Source organism: Kribbella sp., from assembly GCF_035687465.1.
Taxonomy (GTDB): Bacteria; Actinomycetota; Actinomycetes; order Propionibacteriales; family Kribbellaceae; genus Kribbella.
Genome location: NZ_DASRXP010000306.1, coordinates 1 through 12927 on the forward strand (window position 1 = coordinate 1; position 12927 = coordinate 12927).

A 12927-nucleotide genomic window follows, 5' to 3' on the forward strand; every position below is an offset into this window, starting at 1 on the left:
GACCAGGCCAAGACCTACAAGGCTCCCCACGAGAAGTAACCCCTAGACGGGCGGGTTCAGGCAGGCGGCCCAGGGTGCCGCCTGCCTGTCCGTCTAGTCAGGCTGCGGCATCGTCCTCGGTTGCGCTGGCTTGGGTGATGAGTTGGCCGCGTTGGGTGTCCGGGAAGCGGTCCAGCAGCGCGCGGACCTCATCGGCGTCGACGTTGGCGCCGAACAGGTCGGTATCCGGACCGAAGCGCACACCCTCGGCCAGCGGCCCGGCTACCACCGGGTCGAACCCGAGCGCGTCGACAATCTCCGCGACCGCTTCAGCGTCGGCGGCCTCCCCCGCAATGGCGATCGCCTTGCGGTCTGCCGCTCCAGCCGGGCGGGCGCCGTCCTCGAGGTCGTGGTACCCCATGTGATTGAACGCCTTGACCACGCGTGCGCCAGACAGGAAGTCCTGGACGATCTCGCTGGACGACGTGCGCGCGTCGGTGAGGTCGTCCCGGATGCCGTCGACCTCCCACCAGTAGTTCATCGCGTCGATCACGAGCTTGCCCTGCAACGCCTCGGCCGGGATGGTGCGGAACTTGCCGAGTGGCAGCGCGAGGACGACCACGTCGGCCCGCTCGGCGACGTCGGCCGCCGAGGTCGCGACGGCTCCGGGGGTGATCACCTCGACGATCAGCGCGATCTTCGACACCTCCCCCGAGCCGGCGATCAGGACGCGATACCCGGCCGCGACCGCGAGGCGGGCGAGCACCGTGCCGACCTTGCCGGCGCCGAGGATGCCGATGGTGGCCTTCATGACTGCTCCGAGGCCAGCAACTCGCGGACCATCGGGATCACCTTCGTGCCGTACAACTCGACCGTCTGCAGGCGGGCGCTGACCGGCACCGAGCCCGCGCTGTAGATCAGGTCGAACCGTCCGACGTCCAGCTTCTTCACCGCGTCGGCGATCCGGGGTGCCACGGTCTCCGGCGAACCGACGTACATCGAACCGTGGGCGACCTCGGCGTCGAACTCCGCACGCTTCACCGGCGGCCAGCCGCGCAACGCCCCGATCCGGTCACGCATGACCTTGTACCGCGGCCAGAACACCTCCTTCGCCTCCTCATCGGTGTCGGCGATGAAGCCCGGCGAGTGCATCCCCACCGGCAGCGCGACGTTGCCGAACTGCTCGGCTGCCCGCCGGTACAGATCGACGTACGACGCGAACCGCTCCGGCGACCCACCGATGATCGCCAGCATGAGCGGCAGACCGTAGTACGCCGTCCGCACGACTGACTGTGGCGTTCCACCGACGCCGACCCACGTCGTCAGGCGGCCGGACTCGGTCTTGGGATAGACATCGGCGTTCTCCAGCGCGGCCCGGGTGGTCCCACTCCAGGTGACCGGCTTCTCGTCGAGCAACTGGACGAACAGCTGAAGCTTCTCCTCGAACAGGACCTCGTAGTCCTCCAGGTCGTACCCGAACAACGGGAAGGACTCGGTGAACGAGCCACGGCCGAGGATGACCTCCGCCCGCCCGTTCGAGATCGCGTCCACCGTCGCGAAGCGCTGGTACACCCGGACCGGATCGTCAGAGCTCAGCACAGTCACGCCGGACCCGAGCTTGATCCGCGAGGTGCGTGCCGCGATCCCGGCCAGCACCGTCTCCGGAGTGGAGATCGAGTACTCCGGCCGATGGTGCTCGCCGAGCGCGATGGCGTCGACGCCGAGCTGGTCCGCGAGCACTCCCTCTTCGACCACCTGGCGGATCGCCGCCGCATCCGAGACCAGCCGGCCCTCGTCATCCTCCGGAACGTCACCGAAAGTGTCGAGGCCGAACAAGAGGTCACTCATCAGCCGTCCTTCCCCTCTGGTTGCCTGTCAATTATGCGTGCCTTGGTTGACATGTCAACACGACGGGTGGCGGGTTCATTCCGAGATCGTCCTCAGCTGCGGTCCGGGCGGCCGGCTGGCCGCCCGGACCGTCAAGCCGAGAGTTGCCTCAGGGCAACGGTCAGTGCCGGGGTTGGAGGTAACTGTTGACGGCGAGTTGACCGATCTTCGTGCCGTGCTTGGCGCCCACGGTGGTGGCGTGCGTGAAGTGGAAGCCGACCAGGACCCGGGAGCGGGCGTTCTCGTTGGAGGCCTGGGAGAAGCTGGTGAAGTGGCGGATCGCCGGGTTGGCGTCGGTGCAGGTGCTGCCTGGCAAGGCAGTGAAGCTGCACAGCGAGAAGTTCATCCGGTCTGTCTTGAAGAAGCCGCGGAATACTGCGGCCGCGGCGCCGCCCTCGACGCTGTGGCCGGAGTCGTGGTCCGGGATCGGCGGGGTGGGCACCAGCGGGGTCCAGGTCGGGTCGGCCGCGGTGGCGGGGTTGCCGTCCGTGGCGGCCAGCTGGATCGCGGTGACCGGGCGCCAGAACAGCAGCTTGTATTTCACGTCGAAGGTCGCGATGTACCCATCGGTCAGGGCAATGTCGAGCAGGCCGAACAGGCGGGCGCTCTGCCAGAGATCCAGGTGCCGGGCCGTTGCCAACTGGCGGGCGAGGCGGTTCCACAGCAACGGTGAACTCTCCACCCAGAACCGGGCGATCCGGGTCTCGTCGGCGGTGCGTTCGCTCGGCGTGGTGGTGCCGTCACCACCGAGTCGCTTCACCTCGTTGAAGTCGGCGGTGTACCGCTTCGAACCGAGCGCGAAGGGCGGCTCCACCTTGAACTGCCCGGCGGACCTGAGTGCGAACGGCTTCACCTCTCCCCAGGTCGGCGCGAAGGCGAACGGCGTAGCGGGGGTGAACCGGTACTCGCCGGGGTTGACGCCCTGCGGGAAGCCGGTGTCGACCAGCAGGACCGTTGAGGCGCCGTCGTCAGCCCGCTTGGCCAGGATGGTGTATGCCGACTTCTTTCCGAGGGCGATGCCTTCCTGCTTCGCTGAGCTGTCGGGAATGGCAGCCAGTGCGGCGGTGTAGGCAGACTCCACGCCGGCGATCGCGCCGGCGGTGTCGGTGAACGGTGGCGTGAGGTCGTTCAGCGCGGCGACCAAGGTCGTCCTCGCGGCGGCGGCGATAGCGGCATCGGGCGATGCGTGCCGCGCGCGGCCCTGGAAGGCGTAGGGACGCGAGCGATGAGAGATGGCGTTCAGTGCGTCGTGGATGGCGATGTGCATCATCGCGTACATCCGGGACTCGTGCAGTGGGTTGAGCGTAGGCGCGAGGGTGGTGGCGAGCGCTGCTTTCGCGGCAATCTCGTTCCACCGGACCACCGCGTTGCCACTCATCGCCGCGGTACCGCTCGTCACGGCCGGACCGCGCGTCACCGCAGAGACGGCGGCTCCGGTGGTCGGCGTGAGCAGAGCGAGCACAAGGACCGCTCCGACGGCGAGTTTGACGCGAGACAGGGCACTGCGATTTCTGGCCACGATGGGCCCCCCTTGAGATGTGCCCGGAGCAACGGATCACGGGCCTCGTTTTCGAACCTACGAGTGGCTGATGTGCGGGTCAACGCGTCGCGGCCGGACAATCCCTCACCGGATGGTCACCACAGCCAGGTCGGCACCTCGAGGTGGGCAGGATCGACGTCCCAATCGCCACCCCAGGCGACGTTGTCACGGGCATAGCCGTCGTAACCACGCAGGGTGTCACGAAGATCCAGGGCGAACAGCCGCATGTTCTCCGCGGTGAGCCAACCGGCACCCTCCAAAGCGCCCTCCATATCGCCTGCATCCGCGAGTTCGAGGATCGGCAGGTCAGGATCGGTGGGATCCGGTGGCCATCTTCCGAACATAGACCGCGTATCGGCCGGTGGGAGGGCCCGAACGTCGAGACGCTGGGAGTGCAACCACGAACCCCCGGATAGGGTTCGGTGACTGTTGTCCTGACTTAGGCGGAAGATGCGCGACCGGTCCGAGTCCGCGGTGAGCATTGTCGTCCGGTCGCCGTTCTATCGTTCGGCGTTCTTGTCCTTGTTGATCGCGGGCATCGGGATGTCGGCCGCGACACCTCAGCTGACGCTGTTCATGGTGCGCGAGCTGGGTACGCCGCTGCCCGTGGCCGGCCTGTACTACGTGACGAACCTGGCCGCCCCGCTGGCCGGGTTCCTGATCGGCCGGTTGTCCGACAGAACCCCCGAGCGGCTGCTCTGGTTCCGGCTGTGCGCCCTGGTCGGCACCATCGGGTGGCTCGCGATGGCGGCCGCGACCACGGTCTGGCTCCCCTTCGTCATCAGCGCCGTCGCGCTGAGTGTCGGCGGCGGGTCCATGGCGCTGCTGTTCGCGGCGACCCGCGACGAACTGAGCCGGCGCCCGACGAAGGCCGACAACGGCGTCGTCGCGACCATCCGGATGGCCTTCACCACGGGCTGGATCCTCGGACCGGTGCTGGGCAGCTGGTTCGGCGGCGTCTTCGGCCTTCGCGCCCTGCTGCTGGCGACCGCCGCCTGCACGTTCGCTCAGATCTTCCCGTTCGGCCGGCAACGGGTGGAGCGCTACCACGACGTGGCGCTCCGTCCGCGCCCCGAGGGCCACCGGCAGATCGACCAGATGATGCCGTTGCTCGTCTTCACCGCTGTCTGCGTCCTGGCGATGACCGGCGACACGATCAAGTTCGGCTACCTGCCCATCTACATGGCCGAAGAGCTCCACGTCTCCGACTCCATGCGTGGCGCGGTGATCGGAATCCAGCCTCTGCTGGAGTTGCTGCTACTGCCCCTGGTGGCCAGGCTGGCCGACCGATTCGGGGCGCTGTGGGTCATGACCGGCGGAGCCGCACTGGGCCTGGCCGGAAACCTGGCCTACGCAACAGCCGGCTCAGTCGGCGCACTGTTCCTCGGACAAGCACTGACGGCCGGTCTCTGGGCCTGCGTCGGAGCACTCGGAGTGTCGATCGCACAACGGCTCTACCCCGAGGGCGTCGGCACCGCCTCCGGCATCTTCCTCAGTGCCATTCCCGTCAGCTCCGCCATCGGCGGCACGATCGGCGGCATCGGCGTAGCGGCCATCGGACTCCCCCACGTCTTCTTCGTACCAGCCGCCCTGACCACCCTCGCCACCATCGCCTTCGCCGTCCTCAGCACCCGCCGCGGCCAGTCAGCCGCCTGATTGCTCGAAGAGCATGGCGGTGGTGCCGGCGTCGACGAAGAGTTCCGCGCCGGTGATGGCGCGAGCCTCCGCGGAGAGCAGGAAGGCGACCGCGTTGCCGATGTCGATCCCCTCGATCGCGGTCGGCAGCATCTGCTTGGTCGCGACGAAGTCGGCGAGCAGGTGCTCGTTGCCGCGGCTCTCCACCGCTCCCGGGTGGACGATGTTGCAGCGGATGTTCTGGCGGCCGTAGTCCCGCGCGATCCCCCGCGTCAGGGCAGCCAGCGCGGCCTTGGTGGCGGCGTACAGGGTGAAGGTCTCAGCGGCGCCGGCCGCGTGGACCGAGCCGATGTTGACGATGGTGCCGCCGCCGTTCTGCAGCATGATCGGCAGGACTTCGCGGATGCAGGTCCACGGCCCGCGGTAGTTGATCTCGTGCAGCCGGTCGAACTCTTCAGGCGTCGCCTCGCCACCAAGCTTGCGCAGTCCAACCCCCGCACTGTTGACCAGGCCATCGAGTCGCCCGAACTCGGCCGCTGTCGCAGCCACCACTTCCCGCACCGACTCGGCATCCGTGACGTCCAAAGCCATCGGTACTGCGCTCGCCCCTTCCGCGCGCAGCTCGTCGACCACCGCCTCGGCGCTCTGGAGATCCCGGTCCCCGACCACCACGGTCCATCCCTTGGCTCCGAGCGCGCGGCAGATCCCGCTGCCGATCCGGACCCCGCCCCCACCCGTGACGATGCAGACCGACCGTTGACTCATCGCCCTATCTTCCACCAACTCGCGGGCTGGGTGATCCGGAGCAGCGGATCACCCAGCCCGCGAGGGCATTTCTCGGAGGACTACTTCGCGAGCGTGTACCGGATCAGGTCGTTCCGGAGCACGTCACCCGAGACCTTCACGATGCGCAGGGTGTGCTGCGCGTCCTTCAGCCCGGTCTTGGTGAACACCTGCCGTTGAGTGACCCTTGCATCGCCGTGCAGATTCACCCGGGTCACGAGCTTGCCGTCGAGGTAGACGTCGGCTTCGCCCTGATCCGGCGCCAGCGCCGTCGTCCAGTCGACCCCGGTGCCCTTGAAGGTGAAGTTGACCGCTGCACCATTGGCTGTCGTGGCGTGCACGTCGTCGCGGTAGTCACCGCGGAAGCTGAAGTCCAGCTTCGTACTACCGACCGGCTGAGTCGCCAGGTACGCCTTCTTGATCGTCACGACCTTGCCGGCGACGGTGTAGTCGGTGCCCTTGACCAGAGCCTTGCCGGCATTCGCGATCGAGAGCAGCTCACCAGGATCGCGCGCGATCTCGGTGCTGACATCGGCCTGAGCTGCCTTGTCGAAGGCCGCGGTACCGGGGTTCAGCAGGCTCTCCTGCCGGATGACCAGCTTGTCGACCAGCATGAACTGACCCGACTTCTTCACCCCGCGGATCGTGTGGGTTCCGTTCGGCAGGTCCGAGATGCTGTACACCACCTGCTGCGCCGAGCGCGTGTCGGCGTGGGTGTCCACCGTCGCCTTCAACGCACCGTCGACGTAGATCTCGACCTCACCCTGCGAGGGGTCCTTCTCCGTCACGAAGTCGACACCGTTGCCGACGAAGCTGTACGAGAAGGCGTCGCCCTGGGTCTCCGTCCAGTGCACGTCGTCCTGATAGTCACCGAACCCGCGGCCCGTACTGGTGCTCCACGAACCCGTGTAGACGATTCCCGGGTCGTTGTCGTTCAGGTCAACGGTCCGGATGCCCGACGTGGCCGCCTGCGGAGCGGCCGGAGGGGTCCCCGAGTCCGTCACCGCAACCGTCAACGGCTCCGAGACTGCCGGTACCTCGTTGTTCCCGTTGCGCTGCCAGGCGCCGTCGTACGAGACCCGCAGGTCATCGTCGTTGACGCGGATCGCCGCCTTCTTCTGCGGCGTGACCTTGAGCAGCCGGACACCGTGCGGGGGCACGAGCGCCGCGGTGTAGCTGGACGAGAACTGTCCCAGATCCTTCCTGGCCCACAGGTCGCGAACCGTCGCGGAGCCATCCAGTCCGAGATCCGCGAAGTTCGCGGTGATGTTGGCCTCGGTGGTCCCGAGGTTGTAGATGGCGACGTTGTACGAGCTGTCCGCGTTGAGCGAGTACCACACCTGCTTGTTGCTCTTGGTCGACACCGGCTGCGCGGGACGCCCGGCCTGGTTGACCGCGATGACCTCGGGGTTCGTGAGCAGTTCCAGCCCGTACGAGTCGAGCTTGGTCATGTCGTTGCCGATGTAGAACGGGGCTGCGGAGACCGCCCACAACGTCGCCGCCGTACGGCGCTCGTCCTTGGTCAACCCGTCCATCGTGCCGTTGCCGACATTCAGGGAGTCGAGGTCGTTCCATCCGCCCGGTCCACCATGGCGCCACCAGTCAGCCACGTTGGGGAAGAGCCGCGAGATGTTGGCCCAGGCCGTCAGCGCCTCACCCGGGCAGTAGCACTCGACATCCCAGTTGAGCCGCCAGCCGTTCGCCCACTGCTTCCAGTAGTCCGCGTAGTTGATGTCGAGGGCCCAGGACAGTTCGAGCCAGATCTTGTGACGGGCGAGCGCCTGCGACCAGCCCTTGACCTCGTCGCGTGCGTCGAGGGAGAGGTCGTTCTTGCCGGAGCCCGGCGTCACGCTGTCGAACTTCAGGAAGTCGATGCCCCAGGAGGCGAAGAGATCGGCGATGGAGTCGATGTACTTCTGGGCGCACGGGTTCGTCATGTCGACGCGGTAGCCGAAGCCCCAGTAGTCCCCCTGCTGCAGGGGTTGCTTGGCCAGGTTTCCCGTTGTGCACCCCGGGGCGCCGTAGACGGGAAGGTTGGCGTCCAGCAAAGCCTTCGAGATGCCCGGGATGCTGTAGATCCCGACCTTCTGGCCGTTCGCGTGGATGTGGTCGATCACCGCCTGGAAGCCGTTCGGGTACAGCTTCGTGCTCGGCACGGGCCGGCCGTAGCCGTCGACGCCGCCGTTCCAGGCCGCGTCGATGTTGATGTACTTGTACCCGTACGGCTGGAGCTTCTTCTTCATCGCATCCGACTGCGCGATGATCTGAGCCGCGTTGATCCAGTTGCCGCCGTCGTTCGAGTACACCTGCATGCTGTAACTGCTCCAGCCCATGTAGGGCTTGTTCGCAGCCGCCCCCGCCGGTCCGAGCGACGGGCTCGCCTCGGTACTGACGTTCGCAGGCGTGGAAATGCTCGCGGCCGAGTCGCTCGCCGAGGTGGTGGCGCCCTTGGCGGAGTTGGCAGCGCTCGGCGGGGTAGGTGCTCCGCGCGGATCTCGTGCGGCGGAGGCCGACAGGCCGACCGGCAGGACGACGGCGGCGACGACCCCCGCGAGGATGCCTCGCGTCGCCTTGTTTCGAAGGAACCTGGTCATGAGCGGTGACCCTCTCTTAGTGGTTCAACAGCTGATCGCAGGATGAGGCCCCCCGGGCGACAACCACAGATCGGATAGGATATTGGAACCTTGCTGGCTGCCGGAGGAGATGTCAAGATCCGGCGCGATGGATTCTTGACGCGATTAAGTAACCAGGGCCACCAGGGTGCGGGCCAGGGGTTTGCCCTGGTGTGAGCGACGATCCTCGCGGCGACGCGGACACGATCGAGTGGGCCGCGGCCGAGGCTGCTGCCCGGGGCTCCGAGTTGCGGATCGTGCATACGTTCCGCTGGCCGCGCGTCCTCGATCCGTTCGGCCGTACGACGGCCTCCGTAGCGGTGATCGGGTTGTCAGACCAGACCGCCGTCGGTCCCTCAGCGGGCCGAGTCGTCGTCGGAGTCGACAGAGGGGTCGACAGAGGGGTCGAAGGCGACGGTACCCAGCAGGCAGTGGGGTTCGGCTTCCGGGCCGCTCGACGTCGGGGCGCCGGACTGACGATCGTCGACGCCACAGCCAGTGACCTCGAGGGCGCGGTGCGGATCTGGCAGTTGGCCTATCCCGAGATCGACGTGCGATGGCGGGTCACTCGCGGGCCGGTCGACAGCGCAGTACTGACCGAGTCAGCAGCGGCCGCGCTGACCGTACTCGGGCCAGACCGGCGCGGCTCGGCGTCGGAGAACGTGCTGCGTCTTGCCCGTGGTCCCGTGATCCTGGTCGGAGCAACCACCGTCTGAGGGTCGCCGTTGCGCCGGTTCGTCCCGGATGAAAGCCTGTTTCGGTGGTCGATCATGGGCTCCGTGGTAGACAGCGAGAGAGCGCAGTACTGGACGGGCTGCTCAGCGCCGCGCGGACAGGCCGGAGCGACGCCCTGGTACTGCGTGGTGAGGCCGGCGTCGGCAAGTCGGCGTTGCTCGAATCCCTGGTGAACCGCAGTCAGACCTGCCGGATCGCCCGCGCTGTCGGGATCGAGTCCGAGATGGAGCTCGCGTACTCCGGACTCCATCAACTCTGCCAGCCGTTCCTGGACCACATCGACCGCCTGCCGCCGCCTCAGCACGAAGCCCTCGGTACGGCGTTCGGTCAGGTGACCGGGCCGACCCCGGATCGTTTCCTGATCGGCCTCGCCGTCCTGAATCTGCTGTCCGATGCCGCCGCGCGACAGCCGGTCCTGTGCATCATCGACGACGCCCAGTGGCTCGACCTGATGTCGGCGCGGATCCTCGCATTCGTCGCCCGGCGGCTCGCGGCCGAGTCGGTGGTGATGGTCTTCGCCGTCCGCGACGGCGAAGACCACGAACTGACCGGCCTGGCCGAACTCGAGATCGGCGGTCTCGACGACACCGACGCGCGGGCGTTGCTGGAATCGGTCCTGCCGGGACCGATCGACCCGCGCGTACGGGACCGGATCGTGGCCGAGACCAACGGCAACCCGCTGGCCCTCCTGGAGCTGCCCCAGGCCTGGAGTGCGGCGGAACTGGCGGAAGGCCTCAGCCCGGGGTCACTGGTCAGCCGGATCGAGGACGGTTTCGTCCGGCGTCTCCAACCACTACCTGCCGACACCCGGCTGCTCCTGCTGACAGCGGCCGCGGAACCACTCGGTGACGCAACCCTGCTCTGGCGGGCGGCGGAACGGCTCGGGCTGGGCGCGGATCCGGCGACGGCCGCGATCGCCTCCGGGCTGATCACCTTCGGCCAGCAGGTCCGCTTCCGGCATCCGCTGGTGCGGTCGGCGGCGTACCGGATGGCATCGCCTCAGGATCGGCAGGCGGTCCACCAGGCGCTGGCGGACGTCACCGATGCCGCTACCGATCCTGACCGGCGGGCCTGGCACCGGGCCCAGGCGACCGCGCGGCCCGACGAGGAGGTCGCCGCCGAGCTCGAGCAGTCCGCGCAAGGGCGCAGGCACGCGGCGGCTTCTACGCGGCGGCCGCGTTCCTCGAGCGCTCCGCGGAGTTGACCCCAGATCCAGGCCGCCGGGCCGAGCGGGCACTGGCCGCAGCGACGGCAAAGCGCGGCTCGGGTGCACTGGACGCGGCGCTGGGTCTGCTCAGCAGTGTGGCCGCCGGACCGCCGGATCCGTTCCGCGCGGCCGAGGTCGAGCAACTCCGCGGACAGATCGCCTTCGATCAGGGGCACGCGCGCGACGCGGCCCGCACCTTGCTAGACGCCGCCCGACGCCTCGAACCGCACGACGCCGCCAGGGCGCGGATGACCTATCTGGAGGCGATGTCGGCCGCGATCTGGGCCAGCGGACCGGAGGCTCCCGGCATTCTGGCCTTCGCGGCAGCCGCCGCCCCTCCCCCGGCGGACCCGGCGCCCGCGGCCGACCTCCTGCTCCAGGCTTTCGCAGTACGGATCCTGCGCGGCTACACGGCGGCGGCGCCGGACCTGACCAAGGCTCTGGACGAGGCACGCCATGCCGTACTCCGCGCCGAGGACGTCAGCAGCTGGCTCTGGCTCGCCGGGAACCGGGCCAGCGGCATCATCGCGATCGAGGTGTGGGATTTCGACGCCGCCAACGAGCTCTCGATCCGGCAGGACCGGATGGCACGCCAGACCGGTGCGCTCATCCAGTTGCAGTTCGCGCTGAACTTCCGCGCCAATCTCCAGTGCCTCGCCGGCGACCTCGCCGCAGCGGCCGGCCTGGTCGAGGAAGACCGCCAGATCGCGGCCGCCACCGGCAACCCGCAGGTCGGGTTCGGCGGTCTCCTCCTCGCGGCCTTCCGCGGCGACGAGACGGTGGCGACCGAGCTGATCGACGCCACCAGCCGGGCCGCGACCAAGCGGGAACAGGGCCGGATGGTGGACTTCGCGATGTACGCGACCGCCGTCCTCCAAACGGCCTCGGCCGGTACGACGCCGCCCGCGACGCCGCGCTCCGCGTCTTCGAGCAGGACGTCATCGGGTACGGCGTCCTGGTTGTCGGCGAACTCGCCGAGGCGGCCTCGCGCACCGGCGACACCAAGCTCGTCGAGTCCACCCTCGCCTGGCTGACCGAGCGCACCACCGCCACCCCGACCGACTGGGGCCGCGGCATGGAGGCGCGGGTCCGCGCTCTCCTCGACGGTGACGAGGACGCCTATCGCGCCTCGATCGACCACCTCAGCCGGACCAGCCTCCGCGTCGAGGTCGCCCGAGCGCACCTGCTGTACGGCGAGTGGCTGCGGCGCGAGGGACGTCGCGTCGACGCCCGTGATCAGCTGCGGCCGGCCCATGAGCTGCTGGTCGGGATGGGACTCGAGGCCTTCGCCGAACGGGCCCGCCACGAACTTCTGGCCACCGGCGAGACGGTCCGCAAACGCACGCCGGACACGCTCAACGACCTCACCGCGCAGGAGGCGCAGATCGCCGGCCTGGCCCGGGACGGCCTGACCAACCCGGAGATCGCCGCGCAGCTGTTCATCAGCCCCCGCACAGTGGAGTGGCATCTGCGCAAGACCTTCTCCAAACTCGGCATCACGTCGCGCCGCCAGCTCCGCACCGCGCTGACCCGCTCCGCCTGAGCACGGGGACCAGGGACTTCCACGGGCGCGACGACACCGTCCGCGAGCGACCCTCGGAGGAGGAACGTTCAAGGAGTGAAGCCGTGGAGCAGAGGCTCGAGGCAATCGTCGTACCAGTGTCGGACATCGACCGGACCCGGCACTTCTACCGTGCCCTGGGGTTTCGCCCGGATCTCGACCAGGTAGCCGGTGAGGGCCGGCGGGTCGTCCAGCTGACCCCGCCGGGATCGTTGTGCTCGATCGTCATCGGCACCGGCATCAGCTCGGCCGAGCCGGGATCGACGGTCGGCATCCTGACCGTCCCCGACGTCGAAGCAGCCGCCGCCGAACTGCAGGCGCGAGGCGCTGCGCCGGGCCCGATCACCGCCTGCCAGGACGGGTTCGCCCACACCTCGTTCCGCGACCCCGACGGCAACCTGTGGCTGCTGGTGGACGGCATTCACCTGAGCAGTTGAGTTCTGCGAACCGGCCTGAGCCACACACCAGCCGACCGGAGCGGGACGGCTCCGGTCGGCTTGTCTGGGGTGGCGCTTGGTCTGGGGTGGGATCAACGGGCGGCTCGCTCGATCACTTGGGTCACGGCCGACGGCTGGGACAGGGCGACCAGGTGGGATGCGCCGTTGACCTCGACCGTCTTCGCGCCGGCCCGGTCGGCCATGAAGCGCTCGGCAGCGGGGGCGATGGCGTGGTCGCCGGTCGGGATGACGGCGTACTTCGGCAGCGCGGCCGGGGCGGTCCGTTCGACCGGCTCAGTGAAGACCGAGGCCGCGACCGGACGCTGGGCGGCGACGAAGGCGGCCGCCTGGCGGGCCGGGATGTCAGCGGCGAAGACCGCGCGAGCCTTGTCCGGCTTGATCGCGAGGTCGACCCCACGGGTAGGTGATCACGGTGGTCGTGTCCGGACCGAGCTCGCTGCCCGGGAACTGCGAGTTAAGCGCACCGGCGTCGACGTGGTCGTCTCGGTGAAATGAATGGTGGACATGAGTGCGTTTCCTTCTGTGAGGGG

At 68.5% G+C, this 12927-nt stretch carries 13 protein-coding genes; 6 read left to right on the forward strand and 7 right to left on the reverse strand.

The genetic code is table 11. The features are described 5' to 3' along the window. Window positions 1–97 precede the first annotated feature (97 nt). From VFG33_RS15385 to VFG33_RS15400, 4 genes are all read right to left on the reverse strand, one after another. The gene (locus VFG33_RS15385) at window positions 98–790 is read right to left on the reverse strand and encodes an NADPH-dependent F420 reductase (protein ID WP_325026900.1); all 693 of its coding nucleotides are present in this window, start codon (window positions 788–790) and stop codon (window positions 98–100) included. Continuing rightward, window positions 787–1827, reverse strand: coding sequence for an LLM class flavin-dependent oxidoreductase (locus VFG33_RS15390; protein ID WP_325026904.1), 1041 nt, complete (start codon window positions 1825–1827; stop codon window positions 787–789). The genes VFG33_RS15385 and VFG33_RS15390 overlap by 4 nt, the downstream gene beginning before the upstream one ends. A 160-nt stretch (window positions 1828–1987) precedes the next feature. Continuing rightward, a complete protein-coding gene (locus VFG33_RS15395) occupies window positions 1988–3385 on the reverse strand; it encodes a vanadium-dependent haloperoxidase (protein WP_325026907.1) in 1398 nt (465 codons plus the stop codon). A gap of 116 nt (window positions 3386–3501) precedes the next feature. Beyond that, entirely contained in the window at window positions 3502–3750 is a 249-nt protein-coding gene (locus VFG33_RS15400) for a hypothetical protein (RefSeq protein ID WP_325026910.1), read from the reverse strand. 106 nt (window positions 3751–3856) lie between these two features. Between VFG33_RS15400 and VFG33_RS15405 the strand changes: the two genes are divergently transcribed. Further along, window positions 3857–5062 (forward strand): MFS transporter, encoded by a 1206-nt coding sequence (locus VFG33_RS15405; protein ID WP_325026913.1) that lies wholly within the window; start codon window positions 3857–3859, stop codon window positions 5060–5062. Here VFG33_RS15405 and VFG33_RS15410 read toward each other — a convergent pair. Both VFG33_RS15410 and VFG33_RS15415 read right to left on the reverse strand, forming a co-directional pair. Then, window positions 5051–5806 (reverse strand): SDR family NAD(P)-dependent oxidoreductase, encoded by a 756-nt coding sequence (locus VFG33_RS15410; protein ID WP_325026915.1) that lies wholly within the window; start codon window positions 5804–5806, stop codon window positions 5051–5053. The two genes, VFG33_RS15405 and VFG33_RS15410, sit on opposite strands and share 12 nt — an antisense overlap. A gap of 80 nt (window positions 5807–5886) precedes the next feature. Next, window positions 5887–8418: a X2-like carbohydrate binding domain-containing protein gene (locus VFG33_RS15415; protein WP_325026917.1), complete on the reverse strand. Its 2532-nt coding sequence runs from the start codon at window positions 8416–8418 to the stop codon at window positions 5887–5889. Window positions 8419–8609: 191 nt separating this feature from the next. Here VFG33_RS15415 and VFG33_RS15420 point away from each other — a divergent pair, with 191 nt between their 5' ends. The 5 genes from VFG33_RS15420 (at window position 8610) to VFG33_RS15440 (ending at window position 12376) form a co-directional block, all read left to right on the forward strand. Continuing rightward, complete coding sequence (locus VFG33_RS15420) at window positions 8610–9152, forward strand: putative universal stress family protein (protein ID WP_325026919.1); 543 nt, start codon at window positions 8610–8612, stop codon at window positions 9150–9152. Between the two features lie 44 nt (window positions 9153–9196). Beyond that, window positions 9197–10375 (forward strand): AAA family ATPase, encoded by a 1179-nt coding sequence (locus VFG33_RS15425; protein ID WP_325026921.1) that lies wholly within the window; start codon window positions 9197–9199, stop codon window positions 10373–10375. Next, on the forward strand, window positions 10372–11412 hold the full coding sequence (locus VFG33_RS15430) for a hypothetical protein (RefSeq protein ID WP_325026923.1): 1041 nt from the start codon (window positions 10372–10374) through the stop codon (window positions 11410–11412). The genes VFG33_RS15425 and VFG33_RS15430 overlap by 4 nt, the downstream gene beginning before the upstream one ends. Window positions 11413–11453: 41 nt before the next feature. Beyond that, entirely contained in the window at window positions 11454–11921 is a 468-nt protein-coding gene (locus VFG33_RS15435; RefSeq protein WP_325026925.1) for a LuxR C-terminal-related transcriptional regulator, read from the forward strand. Window positions 11922–12004: 83 nt separating this feature from the next. Then, window positions 12005–12376: a VOC family protein gene (locus tag VFG33_RS15440; RefSeq protein ID WP_325026927.1), complete on the forward strand. Its 372-nt coding sequence runs from the start codon at window positions 12005–12007 to the stop codon at window positions 12374–12376. 92 nt (window positions 12377–12468) lie between these two features. Here the strand turns inward: VFG33_RS15440 and VFG33_RS41265 are convergent, their stop codons facing one another. After that, window positions 12469–12777, reverse strand: coding sequence for an alpha/beta fold hydrolase (locus VFG33_RS41265; RefSeq protein ID WP_414672956.1), 309 nt, complete (start codon window positions 12775–12777; stop codon window positions 12469–12471). Window positions 12778–12927: the final 150 nt, after the last annotated feature.